The 14,368-nt window shown below is 68.3% G+C and carries 16 protein-coding genes; 12 read left to right on the forward strand and 4 right to left on the reverse strand.

Going from position 1 to position 14,368, the window contains the following annotated elements; translation table 11 throughout:
• The first annotated feature begins 118 nt into the window (after window positions 1-118).
• From EJO71_RS11525 to EJO71_RS11580, 12 genes are all read left to right on the forward strand, one after another.
• Window positions 119-898 (forward strand): SDR family NAD(P)-dependent oxidoreductase, encoded by a 780-nt coding sequence (locus EJO71_RS11525; RefSeq protein ID WP_125948852.1) that lies wholly within the window; start codon window positions 119-121, stop codon window positions 896-898.
• A 53-nt stretch (window positions 899-951) separates the two neighbouring features.
• Complete coding sequence (locus EJO71_RS11530; RefSeq protein WP_171022537.1) at window positions 952-2,178, forward strand: ABC transporter substrate-binding protein; 1,227 nt, start codon at window positions 952-954, stop codon at window positions 2,176-2,178.
• A 16-nt stretch (window positions 2,179-2,194) separates the two neighbouring features.
• On the forward strand, window positions 2,195-3,097 hold the full coding sequence (locus EJO71_RS11535) for a branched-chain amino acid ABC transporter permease (RefSeq protein ID WP_093209123.1): 903 nt from the start codon (window positions 2,195-2,197) through the stop codon (window positions 3,095-3,097).
• On the forward strand, window positions 3,094-4,089 hold the full coding sequence (locus EJO71_RS11540; protein ID WP_125948853.1) for a branched-chain amino acid ABC transporter permease: 996 nt from the start codon (window positions 3,094-3,096) through the stop codon (window positions 4,087-4,089). Before EJO71_RS11535 ends, EJO71_RS11540 begins: the two co-directional genes overlap by 4 nt.
• Window positions 4,086-4,862, forward strand: a complete 777-nt coding sequence (locus tag EJO71_RS11545) for an ABC transporter ATP-binding protein (RefSeq protein WP_125948854.1) — start codon at window positions 4,086-4,088, stop codon at window positions 4,860-4,862. Before EJO71_RS11540 ends, EJO71_RS11545 begins: the two co-directional genes overlap by 4 nt.
• Window positions 4,855-5,577, forward strand: a complete 723-nt coding sequence (locus EJO71_RS11550; RefSeq protein WP_125948855.1) for an ABC transporter ATP-binding protein — start codon at window positions 4,855-4,857, stop codon at window positions 5,575-5,577. The genes EJO71_RS11545 and EJO71_RS11550 overlap by 8 nt, the downstream gene beginning before the upstream one ends.
• Before the next feature lie 25 nt (window positions 5,578-5,602).
• Window positions 5,603-6,352, forward strand: coding sequence for an SDR family oxidoreductase (locus tag EJO71_RS11555; protein ID WP_125948856.1), 750 nt, complete (start codon window positions 5,603-5,605; stop codon window positions 6,350-6,352).
• A 24-nt stretch (window positions 6,353-6,376) separates the two neighbouring features.
• Window positions 6,377-7,120 carry an SDR family NAD(P)-dependent oxidoreductase gene (locus tag EJO71_RS11560; RefSeq protein WP_125948857.1) on the forward strand — a complete coding sequence of 248 codons (744 nt, stop codon included), beginning with the start codon at window positions 6,377-6,379 and terminating at the stop codon, window positions 7,118-7,120.
• Window positions 7,120-8,835, forward strand: a complete 1,716-nt coding sequence (locus tag EJO71_RS11565; RefSeq protein WP_125948858.1) for an FAD-dependent oxidoreductase — start codon at window positions 7,120-7,122, stop codon at window positions 8,833-8,835. Before EJO71_RS11560 ends, EJO71_RS11565 begins: the two co-directional genes overlap by 1 nt.
• Before the next feature lie 22 nt (window positions 8,836-8,857).
• Window positions 8,858-9,466: a glutathione S-transferase gene (locus tag EJO71_RS11570; protein WP_125948859.1), complete on the forward strand. Its 609-nt coding sequence runs from the start codon at window positions 8,858-8,860 to the stop codon at window positions 9,464-9,466.
• A gap of 112 nt (window positions 9,467-9,578) precedes the next feature.
• Window positions 9,579-10,292: an SDR family oxidoreductase gene (locus EJO71_RS11575; protein WP_093209100.1), complete on the forward strand. Its 714-nt coding sequence runs from the start codon at window positions 9,579-9,581 to the stop codon at window positions 10,290-10,292.
• Window positions 10,293-10,299: 7 nt separating this feature from the next.
• Window positions 10,300-10,917, forward strand: a complete 618-nt coding sequence (locus tag EJO71_RS11580; protein ID WP_125948860.1) for a class I SAM-dependent methyltransferase — start codon at window positions 10,300-10,302, stop codon at window positions 10,915-10,917.
• 19 nt (window positions 10,918-10,936) lie between these two features.
• Here the strand turns inward: EJO71_RS11580 and EJO71_RS11585 are convergent, their stop codons facing one another.
• Genes EJO71_RS11585 through EJO71_RS11600 form a run of 4 tightly spaced genes read right to left on the reverse strand, consistent with a single transcriptional unit; the run spans window position 10,937 to window position 14,287 of the window.
• A complete protein-coding gene (locus EJO71_RS11585) occupies window positions 10,937-11,659 on the reverse strand; it encodes an ABC transporter ATP-binding protein (protein ID WP_093209095.1) in 723 nt (240 codons plus the stop codon).
• The gene (locus EJO71_RS11590) at window positions 11,656-12,411 is read right to left on the reverse strand and encodes an ABC transporter ATP-binding protein (RefSeq protein WP_125948861.1); all 756 of its coding nucleotides are present in this window, start codon (window positions 12,409-12,411) and stop codon (window positions 11,656-11,658) included. The genes EJO71_RS11585 and EJO71_RS11590 overlap by 4 nt, the downstream gene beginning before the upstream one ends.
• Window positions 12,408-13,370: a branched-chain amino acid ABC transporter permease gene (locus tag EJO71_RS11595; protein ID WP_125948862.1), complete on the reverse strand. Its 963-nt coding sequence runs from the start codon at window positions 13,368-13,370 to the stop codon at window positions 12,408-12,410. The genes EJO71_RS11590 and EJO71_RS11595 overlap by 4 nt, the downstream gene beginning before the upstream one ends.
• Window positions 13,367-14,287, reverse strand: a complete 921-nt coding sequence (locus EJO71_RS11600; protein ID WP_125948863.1) for a branched-chain amino acid ABC transporter permease — start codon at window positions 14,285-14,287, stop codon at window positions 13,367-13,369. The genes EJO71_RS11595 and EJO71_RS11600 overlap by 4 nt, the downstream gene beginning before the upstream one ends.
• Between the last annotated feature and the right edge of the window lie 81 nt (window positions 14,288-14,368).

A 14,368-nucleotide genomic window follows, 5' to 3' on the forward strand; every position in this document is an offset into this window, starting at 1 on the left:
AACGAATAGTTCGAGTTATTAGGGTAAACGAGGGCGCATGAATGATTTCATGTATACACAATGCGGCCCTCGATCAACTTTCAAGCCGCCCCTGCGCGGCCCGGAGACCCTGCAGCCCATGGCGGAACATCATGCACAACCCCACGGCCGGCTGGCCCTCGTGACCGGCGGCGGCCGGGGCATCGGCGAGGCCGTGTGCCGCCGGCTCGCGGCCAGCGGCCTTCGCGTCGTGGTGGCCGACATCGACGGCGACAACGCGCGCGCCGTGGCGCAGTCGATGGGCGAGGGGCACCACTTCCGCCAGTTCGACGTGAGCGATGAAGCGGCGGTCGAGACCGTGTTCGACGACATCGAGGGCAGCATCGGCCCCATCGCCGCGCTGGTCTGCGTGGCCGGCGTGCTGCTGATGCCGGGCGGCGAGCGCTCCCTCATCAAGGACACCACGCTCGAAGACTGGGAGCGCACCTTCGCCGTGAACGCGCGCAGCGTGTTCCTCTGCGGGCGTGCATACCTGCGCCGGCGCGAGGCGAAGCCCGTGGCGCACGGGCGCATCGTCACCTTCGGCTCGGTGGCGGCGCAGCTCGGCGGCTACCGCTCCAGCGCCACCTACATCGGTGCCAAGTCGGCAGTGCTGGGCCTCACCAAGGCCATGGCGCGCGAATCGGCGCACATGGGCATCACCGTCAATTCGGTGGCGCCCGGCCTGATCGACACCGACATGCTGCGCGGCACCGTACGCAGCAGCGGCGCGCTCGACGCGGCCGCCGCCAGCATCCCGCTCGGGCGCATCGGCACGGTGGACGACGTGGCGGGCGCGGTCGACTACCTGGTCTCGGAACAGGCGGCGTACATCACGGGCAACGTGATCGACGTCAACGGCGGCTACCGCATGCAGTGACGCGGCGCCGCGCCGGTCCTTCACCCCTTCATTCCAACGAACGGAGACAGCTCATGAAAAAGAACTTCCTGATTTCTGCCCTCGCACCCCTGGCACTCGGCGCAGCGCTCTGCGCGGCGTCGCCCGCCGCGCTCGCGCAGGCCGAACCCGGCCTCACCGACAAGACCATCAAGATCGGCATGTTCTCGCCGATGTCGGGCGCGTCGATGAACTACGGCTTCGACGTCATCAACGCCGCGAAGATGTACTACGACAAGGTCAACAAGGAAGGCGGCGTGAACGGCCGCAAGATCGAGCTGGTGGTGGAAGACGACCGCTGCAACGCCAACGACCTGCTGGCCGCGGTGAAGAAGCTCACCGAGCAGGACCAGGTGTTCCTGCTCAACGGCGGCTCCTGCTCGGCCGCCGTGGTGGGCGCGCGCGAATACGTCGAGCGCGCGAAGATCCCGCTGGTGATGCTCAACGCCTCGGGCGACGGCGCGCTGTATCCGCCGTCGAAGTACATCTACGGCGCGTTCTCCATCTCGCAGCACGCGGTGGGTGGCTCGATGGTGCAGTTCGCGAGCGAGCAGCTCAAGGCGAAGAAGATCGGCTACATCAACCACGACGACGCCTACGGCGGCTGGAACCTGGAGTCGGCCCAGGCGCAGGCCAAGGCGCTCGGCGGCATCGACCTGCAGGTGCAGTCGGTCAACCCGAACATCACCGACGTCACGGCGCCCATGCTGAAGATCAAGGCCGCCAACCCCGACGTGCTGCTGCTCACCACCTACGCGCGGCCCGTGAGCCTGATCGTCAAGCGCGCCTTCGAGCTGGGCTTCAACAAGCCCATCGTGCTGGCCGTGAACTCCACCGCCGACCTGAAGCAGCTGGTGGAGAACGTCGGCAACAAGGACGCCTTCAAGAACGTCTACATCCAGGAAGTGCTGGCCGACGTGCCCGGCGGTCCCAAGCTGAAGTGGGTGTACGACATGTACAAGGCCGCCTACCCCGACCTGGCCTCCAAGCCCGGCCATCCGCAGGCCTACATGCCCTACGGCATTCCCCCGGCGATGGCGGTGGTCAACGCGCTGAAGGCGGCCGGCCCGAACCCCACGCGCGAGAAGGTGCTCACGGCGCTGTCGACGATGAAGTTCGACTCCGGCGTGATGGCCGGCCCCATCGAGTTCGGCCCCGACGACCGCGCGGCGCAAGAGTCTGCGATCTACATCAAGTTCGACGGCAGCAGCATGGCGCTGGTGCCCGGCAGCTACAAGAGCGTGTGGAAGTACAAGCCCTGAGGGCGGCTGCGATCTCATGAGCCTTTCCGACATCTGGCTTTTCGTGCAGCAGGGCGTGCTGTCCGGCATCGTGACCGGCAGCGTCTACGCGCTGCTCGCGGTGGCGATCGTCATGGTCTTCAAGACCACCGACGTGCCGAACTTCTCGCAGGGCGAAATCTTCATGGCCGGCGGCTATGCCGCGCTCTTTCCGCTGGTGGTGTGGGGCTGGCCCTACTGGGGCGCGGTGCTCGCGAGCATCGCCGTCACCGCGTTGCTCGCCGCGCTGTTCCAGCGCGTGGTGATGCAGCGCGTGACCGCCTCGCGCGGCGTGGGCGTGCAGCTGGTCATCGCCACGCTGGGCTTCGCCTACCTGCTCAAGGGTCTGGTGCGCAAGACCGGCCTGGGCGACACGCCGCGCTCGCTGCCCTCGCTGGTGCCGCAGGACCCGATCATGATCGGACAGGCATCGCTCACGCTGCTCGACCTCGCGATCTTCGGCTCGGCCGTGGTGGTGATGGTGCTGCTGTACCTGATGTTCACGCGCACCCGCACCGGCCAGGCCATGCGCGCGGTGGGCATGAACCCGCGCGGCGCGCAGATCGTCGGCGTGAAGCTCGGCAGCATCCGCATGCAGATCTGGGCGCTCACCGGTGTCATCTCGGCCATCTCGGCGCTGCTCATCACGCCCAAGATCCTCATCACGCCGGACATCGGCCACATCGCCATCCTGGCCTACGCGGCCGCCATCGTCGGTGGCTTCACCAGCCTGCCGGGCGCGGTGGTGGGCGGCTTCATCATCGGCATCGTCGAGAACCTGGTGGGGCTTTTCATTTCGTCCAACGCCATCGTGGTCGCGCCCTTCGTGGCGATCATGGTGGTGCTGCTGGTGCGCCCGCAAGGACTGCTCGGCGGCAAGCCGCAGGTGAAGAAGGTATGAGCGCGTCGACGGTTTCTTCCCCCATCGCTTCGCCATGGTGGGACCGCGGGGTGCTGCTGGCCATGGCCGTGGTGCTCGCGGTGCTGCCCTTCACCACCAGCGGCTACGTGCTGTACGTGGTCAACCTGCTGATGGTGTTCGCCGTTCTCGCGCTCGGCATGCACCTGGTCATCGGCGAGACGGGCCAGTTCGCGCTCTCGCACGCGGCCTTCTTCGGCATCGGCATCTACACGGCTGGGCTCATCAACAACCAGTGGCAGCCGCCGTTCTTCGTGTCGATCCTCGCGGGTGCGGTGCTGTCGGCCGCGCTGGGCTGGGTCATCGGCCTGCTGGCTCTGCGCATGCGCGACATCTACCTCGCGCTGGCCACCTTCGCCTTCGGCGAGGCGATGCAGTGGGTGTTCCTGAACTGGGAGTCGGTGACCAACGGTTCCAACGGCCTGCAGATGAAGCCGGCTTCGCTGGGCGGACTGCAGCTGATGAACGACCTGCAGGCGTATCCCTTCGTGGTGGCCATCGCGGCACTGATGCTTTGGCTCACGGTGGCGCTGTCGCGCTCGCGGCTGGGCTCGGCGTTCCGCGCGGTGCGCGAGAGCGACGTGGCGGCCGTGGCCATGGGCGTGAACACGCGCGCGGTGAAGGTCACCGCCTTCGTGCTCTCGGCGGCCTTCGCGGGCGTGGCGGGCGGCATGTACACGCTGTTCACCTCGTTCATCCACCCCGAGAGCCTGGGCTTCCAGACCACCATCCTGATCCTCACGATGGTGGTGGTGGGCGGCCTCGGTTCGGTGCGCGGCGCGGTGGCGGGCGCCATCGTGTTCGGACTGGTGTCGGAGCTGCTGCGGCAGGCGCCGTCGTACCAGGAAATCATCTACGGCGGCATCCTCATGCTCTTCATGATGTTCCTGCCCAAGGGCATGGCGTCGCTCTTTGCGGCGCGCCGCAAATCGAAACGCGCGAGCAGCGTTGACGTGGCGGAGAAGCACGCATGAGCGCCACAGCATTCCTCGACGTGCGCGACATCAGCGTGGTGTTCGGCGGCCTCAAGGCGGTGAACGGCCTCTCGTTCCAGGTGGAGCAGGGCCGCATCCATGCGCTGATCGGGCCGAACGGCGCCGGCAAGTCGACCACCTTCAACTGCATCTCGCGCTTCTACACGCCCAGCAGCGGCAGCGTGACCTTCGAAGGCCAGGAGCTCACGCGCGTATCGCCGCACCGCATGGCTTCGCTGGGCATCGCGCGCACCTTCCAGAACCTGGAGCTCTTCGCCGAGCTGTCGGTGCTGGAGAACGTGCTGCTCGGTACCCATGCGCGCGCCGCGAACACCATCGGCCGCCTGCTGCGCAGGCCCGGCAGCGAGACGGAAGACTTCGCGATGCACCTGCTGGAGCGCGTGGGCCTGGCCGACGAGCGCCACCAGCCGGCGCGCGACCTCGACTTCGGCCGCCAGAAGCTTCTGGAGCTGGCGCGCGCACTGGCCATCAAGCCGAAGCTGCTGCTGCTCGACGAGCCCGCAGCCGGCCTGCGCAACCGCGAGATCGAAAGCCTCGACCGGCTGCTGAAGGAGCTGGTGGCGCGCGACGGCATCACCGTGCTGCTGGTCGAGCACGTGATGCAACTTGTGATGTCGATCTCGGACCGCATCACCGTGATGGCTTTCGGCGAGAAGATCGCCGAGGGCACGCCTTCGGAGATCGGCAGCAATGCGCGCGTGATCGAGGCCTATCTGGGCAAGGGAAGTGGAAAGGGAGCCGCGCATGGCTGAGGAAGCACTGTTGTCGCTGCGCGGCATCTCGGCGGCGTACGGCCGCATCCAGGCGCTGTGCAACGTGTCGGTGGAAGTGCCCGAGGGGCAGATCGTCGCGCTGCTCGGCAGCAACGGCGCGGGCAAGACCACCACGCTCAACTGCATCTCGAACATCGTCGATTGCACGGAAGGCGAAGTGCGGCTCGCGGGCGAACGCATCGACCGCCTCGGCTCCGACGCGCTGGTGAAGCGCGGCATCGTGCAGGTGCCCGAAGGCCGGCAGGTGTTCCGCGACATGAGCGTGCGCGAGAACCTCGACCTCGGCGCCTACCTGCGGCGCGACCGCGCGGGCATCCGCAACGACCTGGAGGCGGTGTACGGCATGTTCCCGCGCCTGAAGGAGCGCCAGGGCCAGATGGCGGCCACGCTTTCGGGCGGCGAGCAGCAGATGCTGGCCATCGGCCGCGCCGTGATGGCGCGTCCGCGCGTGATGCTGTTCGACGAGCCGTCGATGGGCCTGTCGCCGCTGCTGGTGGAGCAGATGTTCGGGATCATCGAGCGGCTGCACCGCGAACAGAAGATCACCATCCTGCTGGTCGAGCAGAACGTGCAGCTCGCGCTGGCGGTGTCGAGCTACGGCTACATCCTGGAGAACGGCGAGATCTCGCTGCACGGCCCTGCTTCGCAACTGGCCAACGACGAAGCCGTGCGCCGCGCTTACCTCGGCGTCTGACGGCGCCTTCGCAAAGGAAACCCTCATGCTTCTCGAAGACAAACTCGCGCTCGTCACCGGCGCAGCGCGCGGCCTGGGCGAGGCCATCGTGCGCCGCATGGCGGCCGAAGGCGCGCGCGTGCTGGTGGTGGACCGCGACCTTGATGTGGCCCGGCAGGTGGCTGCGTCGATCCGCGAGACAGGCGGCCGCGCCGATGCAGACAGCGTCGACGTGAGCGACGCCGCGGCGGTAGACGCGCTCGCGGCGCGCATCGCAACATCGCACGGCGACATCGACATCCTGGTGAACAACGCCGGCATCTCCGCGCGCTCGAAGTTCGACGAGCCCGGCGCGCGCGAGGCCTGGGACCGCGTGATGTCGGTCAACCTGCAGGGCGTGTTCAACGTGACGCAGGCCTTCGTGCCCGCGCTCAAGCGCACGCAGGGCAACATCGTGAATCTCTCGTCCATCGTGGCCTTCGGCGCGGGCATCTCCTCGGCCGGCTACGTGGTGGCGAAGGGCGGAGTGCGCTCGCTCACGCAGGTGCTGGCGCGCGACCTCGCGCCGTATGGCGTGCGCGTGAACGCAGTGGCGCCGGGCCTGATGGTCACCGACATGACGGCCGGCCAGCGCGAGACCGAGCACGGCACCGACTGGTACATGAGCCGCGTGCCCGTCAAGCGCCACGGCGAGGCCGACGAGATCGCGGGCCCTGTCGTCTTTCTCGCTTCCTCGATGGCGAGCTATGTCAATGGCGTGGTGCTGCCGGTCGACGGCGGCTACCTGGCGGTCTGACGGCTGCCTTCCAACGGAACAAACATGAACAACAGCAGTGAAGAAAAGCCGCTCGTCCTCGTGACCGGCGGTGCCAGCGGCATGGGCCGCGCCATCGTCGAACGCATGGCCCGCGACGGCTGGCGCGTGGTGATGGCCGACTACAACGGCGAACTTGCGCAGCGCGAGACCGATGCGCTGCGCGCCGAAGGCCTCGACGTGGAATGCCGCGCCATCGACCTGACCGACGAGCCGGCGGTGCGCGCGATGGTGCAGGCGTTGCCGCCGCTCACCGCGCTGGTCAACAACGCAGGCATCTTCGATGAGCGCAAGTTCATGGACGTGAGCTCCGCCGACTTCCGTCGCATGTACGAAGTCAACCTGCTTGCCGTGGCCACGCTCACGCAGGAGGCCGCGCGCACGATGGCGGACGGCGCGCGCATCGTCAACATCGCGTCGCGCGCCTACCTGGGCGCGAAGAACCACCCGCACTACGTGGCCTCGAAGGCTGCGCTGGTCGGCTACACGCGCGCCAGCGCGATGGAGTTGGCGCCGCGCGGCATCATGGTCAACGCCATCGCGCCGGGGCTCATCGACACGCCGCTGCTGCGCGCGCTCTCGCCCGAGCGGCTGGCCGCGCAGCTCGCGCTGCAACCCACGGGCGCGGCCGGCCGGCCCGAGGACATCGCCAATGCCGTGGCCTTCTTCGCATCGCCCTCGACCTGCTTCGTGACCGGGCAGGTGCTTTTCGTCGACGGCGGCAAGTCGCTCGGCGGCTCGGGGGCCTGATGGCGCAGCAGCAAGAGAAAACCGGGTACGACGTCATCGTCATCGGCAGTGGAGCCGGCGGTCTTTCAGCAGCGCTCACGGCGAAGCTCGAAGGACTCGACGTGCTCGTGGTCGAGAAGACCGACCGCATCGGTGGCTCGACTGCGATTTCCGGCGGCGCAGTCTGGGTGCCGCTCAACGACCAGGCGGAGGCGGCGGGCCATCCCGACACATGCGAGAAGGCCCTGACCTATCTGCAGAACACGGTGGGTACCGCCGGGGACGAGGCGCTGCGCCACGCCTTTCTCGATGCGGGCCCGCGTGCGCTGCGCTACCTGCGCGAGCGCACCGACGTGAAGCTCGCAGCGCGCACCTACTCGCCCGACTACTACCCCGACCGCGAAGGCGCCGCCATGGGCGGGCGTTCGTTGGACCCCATCGAGTTCGACGGCCGGCTGCTCGGTGCGCACTTCAAGACATTGCGCGACCCGCTGCCCGAGTTCTGCGTGCTCGGCGGGATGATGGTCAACATGACGGACGTGAAGCACCTGCTCGGCGTCTGGCGTTCGTTCGCGTCATGGAAGCACGGCGCGAAGCTGGTGCTGCGCTATTTCGGTGACAGGCTGAGCGGCCATCACCGAGGAACACGGCTGCTGTTGGGCAATGCACTCGCGGCGCGGCTCTTTCACAGCGTTCTGGAGCAGGGCATTCCGTTCTGGACCGACACGCCGGCGCTCGGCTTGGAGCAGGACGCTGGCGGCAAGGTCACCGGCGTGAAGCTGCGCCGCGACGGCAGGGAGGTCACCGTGCACGCGCGGCGCGGCGTCGTCATCGCCACCGGTGGCTTTCCGTGGAATGCAGCCATGCGCGGCCAGCACTATCCGGCTCCCACCGGGCCGTACTCGATGTCCCCGCAGGACAACGCGGGCGAGGGCATCGCCATGGCGCAGCAGGCTGGCGGCGTGCTCGGCACGGGCCATGCGGGGCCGGCGCTGTGGGCGCCTGTCTCGCTGCTGACGCGGCCCGACGGCAGCGTGCTGCGCTATCCGCATCTAGTGTGGGACCGCGCCAAGCCGGGCCTCATCGCGGTCGATGCGCGCGGCGAGCGCTTCGTCAACGAGTCGACCTCGTACCACGAGTTCGTGCGCGGCATGTACCGCGCGAACGGCAAGTCCACGAGCATTCCGGCGCTGCTGGTGTGCGACAGCGACTTCGTCGAGAAATGGGGCCTGGGCCTCGCGCTGCCCGGCGGCCGGCCGCGTGAGCACCTGGTGCGCGCGGGATACCTCTTCCGCGCCGACACGCTGCAGGACCTGGCGAAGCAGGCGGGCGTCGACCCGGCCGGCCTTGTACGTACGGTGGCCGGGTACAACCCGCCCGCTGAACAGGGACAGGACCCGGCGTTCGGCAAGGGCGGCGACGCCTACAACCGCTACCTGGGCGACCCCGACCATCAGCCCAACGCCTGCCTCGCGCCGGTGAAGAAGGCGCCGTTCTACGCGGTGAAGGTGTACCCGGGCGACATCGGCACCGCACTCGGCATTCGCGCCGATGGCAACGCCCGCGCACTCGATGCGCAGGGCGCACCCATCGCCGGCCTCTACGTGGCGGGCAACGACATGCACTCGGTCATGGGCGGCGAGTACCCCGCACCTGGCATCACGCTCGGCCCCGCGCTAACCTTCGGCTGGGTGGCCGGCATGCATCTGGCGCACGGCTCCGAGGCACGCGTCTGAAACACAAGCTCTGAACATCGTCATGAAAATCTTCTTCTCCCCCGCTTCCCCCTTCGTGCGCAAGTGCATGGTCGTGGCCCACGAGCTCGGCATCGCCGACCGCATCGAGAAGCTGCCGAGCGCGGCCGGCCCGGTGAAGCGCGACGCCACCATCATCCCGAAGAACCCGCTCGGCCAGGTGCCCACCTTCATCACCGACGACGGCCAGGTGCTGTTCGACAGCCGCGTGATCTGCGAGTACCTCAACGCCACGCAGTCGGGCAAGCTCTTCCCGTCCGATGGCGCCGAGCGCTGGGCCCGTCTCACCGAACTCGCACTGGCCGACGGCATGACCGGCGCCGCATTGCTTGCGCGCTACGAGAACGTGCTGCGCCCCGAGGAACTGCGCTGGGCCGACTGGACCGACGGCCAGCTCGCCAAGGTGCGCACCGGCCTCGAATGGCTGGAAACCGCCGCCCCTTCATTCGGCGACCGCGTCGACATCGGCACCATCGCCTTCGGCTGCGCACTGGGCTACATGGACTTCCGCTTTCCTTCCGTGGACTGGCGCGCCGAGGCACCTAACAGCGCGAAGTGGTTCAAGGTGTTCAACCAGCGGGCTTCGATGCAGGCGACCTTGCCCACCGCCTGAGTTTCGTTCGGCGGCCTGTGCACGCACCCCGGACTAGCCGAAAGTCTCTACTTGGCAGGAGATCCGAATCCTTGGCTAAATGCGAGCTCTCGCATGAACCAAGGAATCCCGAATGTCTTCTGAAGACCAGAAAAAAGTAGCCATCGTCACCGCAGGCGGCAGCGGCATGGGTGCCGCCGCGGCGCGCAAGCTCGCCGACGACGGCTTCCGCGTGGCCATCCTGTCGTCGTCGGGCAAGGGCGAAGCACTGGCCGCCGAGCTGGGTGGCATCGGCGTGACCGGCTCGAACCAGTCGAACGACGACCTCAAGCGACTCGTCGACAAGGTCGTGGCCCAGTGGGGCCGCGTCGACGTGCTGGTCAACAGCGCAGGCCACGGCCCGCGCGCGCCGATCCTCGACATCACTGACGAAGACTGGCACCGCGGCATGGACGTCTACCTGCTGAGCGCCGTGCGCCCCGCGCGGCTCGTCGCGCCGCTCATGGTGCAGCAGGGCGGCGGCGCGATCATCAACATCTCCACCTTCGCCGCCTTCGAGCCCGACCCTGTGTTCCCCACTTCGGGCGTGTTTCGCGCCGGCCTCGCGGCCTTCACCAAGCTCTTCGCCGACACCTACGCCGCGAAGAACGTGCGCATGAACAACGTGCTGCCCGGCTTCATCGACAGCCTGCCCGAGAAGGCCGAGTTCCGCTCGCGCATTCCGATGGGCCGCTACGGCAAGAGCAGCGAGATCGCCGCCGTCATCGGCTTTCTCGCCTCGGAAGGCGCGGGCTACATCACCGGGCAGAACCTGCGCGTGGATGGTGGCATCACGCGATCGGTGTGAGGCCCCCATGAAGATCCCCGCGCAGGCGCTGGAGAATGCGCGCCGCACCGTCCAGTCCTACGACGCGCATGCCCGCGAGTACAACGCGATCGTGGCCGAGCATCCGCTGCAGCCCGAGATCGCGGATTCGATGCGACGGATGATGGAGTACGTGCCCGCTGGCGGCAGCGTGCTCGAGATCGGCTCCGGTCCGGGGCGCGACGCCGACTTCGTCGAGTCGCTGGGCGGCGTGGTCCGGCGCACCGATGCGGCGCAGGCATTTCTCGATCTGCAGGCGCAGCGAGGCAAGAAGGGCGATCTGCTCGACGTCGTTACCGATGCGCTGGGCGGGCCCTACGACGCCGTCCTCGCGATGTGCGTGCTGATCCATGTTGATCGCGCGCAGGTCGCCCCGGTGCTGCGCAAGGTCTTCGATGCGCTCAGGCCCGGCGGCGTCTTCCTGGTGTCCATGCGCGTCGGCGAAGGCGAGAAGAACGGCGACTATCACACGGTGTGCTGGGCGAAGGACCGGTTCGCCGCGGAGCTCGAGGCGGCCGGCCTGCACCCCTGCTGGGAGATGGAGCGCATCGGCCGCAACGACGAGGCGTGGGTCTACTTCCTGGCGCGTCGCCCGCAGCAGCCGTGAGCCGGTGGCGAAGCCGCTTCTACACGCCCAGGTAGCGCGTCCACAGCGACCGGTCGGCGTCCAGCGCGGCCGAGTCGCCCTGCCACACCACGCGGCCGCGTTCGAGGATCACATGACGATTGGCCAGCGGCAGCAGGCGCTGCACGTACTTGTCGACCACCAGGATCGCTTCGCCCTCGGCCTTGAGCGTGGCGATGCAATGCCAGATCTCCTCGCGGATCACCGGGGCCAGGCCCTCGGTGGCTTCGTCGAGGATCAGCAGGCGCGGGTGCGTCGACAGCGCGCGCGCAATCGCCAGCATCTGCTGCTCGCCGCCCGATAGCTGGTTGCCTGCGTTGGCCTTGCGTTCGGACAGACGGGGGAACAGGCCGTAGAGCGCCTCCAGCGTCCAGCGCGGCGCGCTGCCCGGACGCGGCCTTGCGAAGGCGCGCAGGTGCTCGTCTACGCTGAGGTTCGGAAACACATGCCGTCCCTCGGGCACGATGGCCACGCCGCGCCGCGCGATGGCGTCGGGCTTGTGTCCACCGATGGCCGCGCCGCCGAAGTGCACGCTGCCGCGCATCGGCGACAACGTGCCCGTCAGCACCTTCAGCAGCGTACTCTTGCCCATGCCGTTGCGCCCGAGCAGTGCGAGCACTTCGCCGGGGCGGATGTCGAGGTCGATGCCGAACAGCACTTGGCTGGCGCCGTAGCCGGCTTCGATGGATTTCGCTTCGAGCAATGTCATGGTGGCCGTGTTCATGAGTGGCCCTCCGCTTCGGTGCCCAGGTAGACGGCCTGCACGTCGGGATGGCCCCGCACTTCGTCGGCGGTACCGCTCATCAGCACCTTGCCCTGCACCAGCACGGTGAGCCGGTTGGCCAAGCGGAACACCGCGTCCATGTCGTGCTCGATCAGCAGGATGGCCATCGACGCGCGCAGCGATTCGATGAGTTCCACCATGCGCGCCGATTCGTCCGGGCCCATGCCGGCCATCGGCTCGTCGAGCAGCAGCAGCTTGGGTTCGGCCGCGAGCGCCAGCGCCACGTCGAGCGCGCGTTGCGCGCCGTGCGGCAGCGTGCCTGCGATGCGTGTGCGTTCGGCGCCGAGACCTACGCGGTCGGCCAGCGCCACGGCGCGATCGACGAGATCGCGCTCCTTCGCGCGCGGTGCCATGAAGCGCAGGCTGGTGCCCGCATGGGCCTGCGCCGCGAGCATCAGGTTGTCGTGCACGGTCTCTTTCGGGAACACGCGCGTCACCTGGAAGCAGCGCGACATGCCGGCGGCCACGCGCTGGTGGTCCTTCAGCTTCGTGATGTCGGCTTCGTCGAGCAGGATGCGCCCGGCATCGGCCTTCAGCAGGCCGGTGATCAGGTTCACCAGCGTGGTCTTGCCCGCGCCGTTCGGCCCGATCAGCGCATGCACTTCGCCGCGCTCCACGGTGAGGCTCACATGGTCGGTCGCCAGCAGTCCGCCGAAGCGCTTGACCAATCCTTCGATTCGGAAAAGGCTCATGGTGTCGTCTTGCCCGGGGTGAGAGTGGCCTTGCGGCGGGACAGCGCAGCGAGTCCCTTCGGCGCCCACAGCGCGACGGCGATCAGCAGCAGCCCCAGCGGCATGTGCCAATGCTCCGTGTGCTGCTTCAGCGCCTCTTCGAGCACCAGCCAGACGACGGCACCCACCGGCCCACCCCAGCTGCGGCCGAGCCCGCCGATGACGACCATCACCAGCAGCGTGGCCGACTGCGTCCAGTGCATCGTCGCCGGGCTCACGAAGCCGTTGCCGCCAGCGAGCAGCGCGCCGGCCAGCCCGGCGATGGCGCCAGCGATGGCAAACGCCACCAGCTGCAGCCGGAACACCGGATAGCCCAGCGCCCGCATGCGCGTCTCGTTGTCGCGGATGCCCATCAGCGCGTGGCCGAAGCGCGATTGCGTCGCTCGATGGAGCCACCACAGCGCGAGCGCGACGATCGCCAGCACCACCCAGTAGAAGTTCGCCTCGTTGCCAAGGTCCAGCCCGGGCAGCAGCGTGGGACGCGACATCAGCGTGTAGCCGTCGTCGCCGCCATAGCGGCGCAGCGACACCACCACGAAGTACAGCATCTGCACGAAGGCCAGCGTGGTCATGATGAAGTACACGCCGCGCGTGCGCAGCGCCACCGTGCCGATCAGCGCGGCGACAAGGCCGGCGACCAGCGCCGCGGCCGGCCACATGAGCCAGCCCGACATCACGCCCGCGTCGCTGAGCGCCACCACCGTGTACGCCCCCACGCCGATGAAGCCCGCGTGCCCCAGCGCCACCATGCCGCCGAAGCCGAGGATGAAGTTGAGGCTCGCGGCGGCCAGCGCCACGATGAGCACGCGCCGTACGAAGCCGATGTAGAACTCGAGCCCGAAGACGGGCGCGACCAGCGGGAACGCCGCGAGCAGCACGAGGAGCAGCCCGAGGCCGATGTAGCTTGAGGATGTCTTCATGCGCGTGCCGAGAAGAGCCCCGAGGGCCGGAAGATGAGGACGACCACCATCAGCGCGTACATCGCGACCTCGGCGAACAGCGGGCCCAGGTCGGCCGCGGTCGCCGGCGGCAGCGTGGCGCGCAGCAGCATCGGCACGAAGGCGCGACCCACGGTGTCGACCACGCCCACGAGCAGTGCGGCCACGAAGGCGCCGCGCACCGAGCCGATGCCGCCGATCACCAGCACCACGAGCGCCGGAATCAGGATGGCCTCGCCCATGCCGACCTGCACGGCAACGATCGGCCCCATCAGCGCGCCCGCCAGCGCGGCCAGCGCCGCGCCGAGCAGGAACACACCGTTGAAGATGCGGCCCACGCGCACGCCCATCAGCTCGGCCATCGGCCGGTCGGAGGCGCCCGCGCGCACCCGCATGCCGATGCGCGTGTGGTTCACCAGCAGGTACAGCGCCAGCGCCACCAGCAGGCCGCCGACGAGGATCACGAGGCGATAGGCCGGATAGGGCAGGCCCTCCATCAGGTCGATCGGCCCCGAGAGCTCGGCGGGCGTCGGCGCCATCACCGGCGAGGGGCCCCAGGCCATCTTCACGATGTCGTCGGCCACCAGGATCACGCCGAAGGTGGCGAGCACCTGCGCGAGGTGGTCGCGCGTGTAGAGCCGGCGCATCAGCAGCACTTCGAGCAGAAGCGCCACGACCACCGTGACCGCCACCGCGATGACGATGGCCGCCGCGAACGAGCCGGTGCGCGTGTGCGCCTCGGCCGCCACGTAGGCGCCGGCCATGAAGAGCGAGCCGTGCGCGAGGTTCAGCACATCCATGATGCCGAACACCAGCGTGAGCCCCGCAGCCAGCAGGAACAGCATCAGCCCGTAGCCGAGGCCGTTGAGCAGCTGCTCGAGAACAAGAATTCCACTCATAGAACCATCAGGAGGGTTGCCCGCATTGATTTCAGGGAACACCGAGGAACCGGCTTCGCCGGGCCTCAGGTGTTGCCCCCG

It is taken from the genome of Variovorax sp. 679 (assembly GCF_003952185.1).
Classification (GTDB): Bacteria; Pseudomonadota; Gammaproteobacteria; order Burkholderiales; family Burkholderiaceae_C; genus Variovorax.

What these genes read in the sequence shown, in the direction of transcription:
- EJO71_RS11525 (WP_125948852.1), top strand. Translation starts at nt 119, where the DNA reads ATGGCGGAACATCATGCACAACCCCACGGCCGGCTGGCCCTCGTGACC.
- EJO71_RS11530 (WP_171022537.1), top strand. Translation starts at nt 952, where the DNA reads ATGAAAAAGAACTTCCTGATTTCTGCCCTCGCACCCCTGGCACTCGGC.
- EJO71_RS11535 (WP_093209123.1), top strand. Translation starts at nt 2,195, where the DNA reads ATGAGCCTTTCCGACATCTGGCTTTTCGTGCAGCAGGGCGTGCTGTCC.
- EJO71_RS11540 (WP_125948853.1), top strand. Translation starts at nt 3,094, where the DNA reads ATGAGCGCGTCGACGGTTTCTTCCCCCATCGCTTCGCCATGGTGGGAC.
- EJO71_RS11545 (WP_125948854.1), top strand. Translation starts at nt 4,086, where the DNA reads ATGAGCGCCACAGCATTCCTCGACGTGCGCGACATCAGCGTGGTGTTC.
- EJO71_RS11550 (WP_125948855.1), top strand. Translation starts at nt 4,855, where the DNA reads ATGGCTGAGGAAGCACTGTTGTCGCTGCGCGGCATCTCGGCGGCGTAC.
- EJO71_RS11555 (WP_125948856.1), top strand. Translation starts at nt 5,603, where the DNA reads ATGCTTCTCGAAGACAAACTCGCGCTCGTCACCGGCGCAGCGCGCGGC.
- EJO71_RS11560 (WP_125948857.1), top strand. Translation starts at nt 6,377, where the DNA reads ATGAACAACAGCAGTGAAGAAAAGCCGCTCGTCCTCGTGACCGGCGGT.
- EJO71_RS11565 (WP_125948858.1), top strand. Translation starts at nt 7,120, where the DNA reads ATGGCGCAGCAGCAAGAGAAAACCGGGTACGACGTCATCGTCATCGGC.
- EJO71_RS11570 (WP_125948859.1), top strand. Translation starts at nt 8,858, where the DNA reads ATGAAAATCTTCTTCTCCCCCGCTTCCCCCTTCGTGCGCAAGTGCATG.
- EJO71_RS11575 (WP_093209100.1), top strand. Translation starts at nt 9,579, where the DNA reads ATGTCTTCTGAAGACCAGAAAAAAGTAGCCATCGTCACCGCAGGCGGC.
- EJO71_RS11580 (WP_125948860.1), top strand. Translation starts at nt 10,300, where the DNA reads ATGAAGATCCCCGCGCAGGCGCTGGAGAATGCGCGCCGCACCGTCCAG.
- EJO71_RS11585 (WP_093209095.1), bottom strand. Translation starts at nt 11,659, where the DNA reads ATGAACACGGCCACCATGACATTGCTCGAAGCGAAATCCATCGAAGCC.
- EJO71_RS11590 (WP_125948861.1), bottom strand. Translation starts at nt 12,411, where the DNA reads ATGAGCCTTTTCCGAATCGAAGGATTGGTCAAGCGCTTCGGCGGACTG.
- EJO71_RS11595 (WP_125948862.1), bottom strand. Translation starts at nt 13,370, where the DNA reads ATGAAGACATCCTCAAGCTACATCGGCCTCGGGCTGCTCCTCGTGCTG.
- EJO71_RS11600 (WP_125948863.1), bottom strand. Translation starts at nt 14,287, where the DNA reads ATGAGTGGAATTCTTGTTCTCGAGCAGCTGCTCAACGGCCTCGGCTAC.